This window comes from Tetzosporium hominis, from assembly GCF_002265435.1.
Classification (GTDB): domain Bacteria; phylum Bacillota; class Bacilli; order Bacillales_A; family Planococcaceae; genus Chryseomicrobium; species Chryseomicrobium hominis.
Genome location: NZ_NOKQ01000192.1, coordinates 1 through 259 on the forward strand (window position 1 = coordinate 1; position 259 = coordinate 259).

A 259-nucleotide genomic window follows, 5' to 3' on the forward strand; every position below is an offset into this window, starting at 1 on the left:
ACGTTACTTCCTGCCAATTTGAAGGCAAATCAATATCATCATAAGTCAGAGGAATAGGCGATGTTTCTACCCTATCATGAACTGTAAAGTAAAGCAAGTACTCGCCCAGTAAAGGAGCTTTATGAACTGCTAATTTCTCCTCAAATGCAGGTGCGGCCTCGTAACTGACATAGCCCACGACATAATAGCCTTGCTCTTGGTAGCTTTCCACTTGTGCCAGCAGGTCCGTCACTTCTGCTAAATCTCTCGTTTTTAACTC

The 259-nt window shown here is 43.6% G+C and carries 1 pseudogene; it reads right to left on the reverse strand.

The features are described 5' to 3' along the window. A pseudogene (locus tag CF394_RS05190) lies at nucleotides 1–259 on the reverse strand (hypothetical protein); the annotation flags it as partial.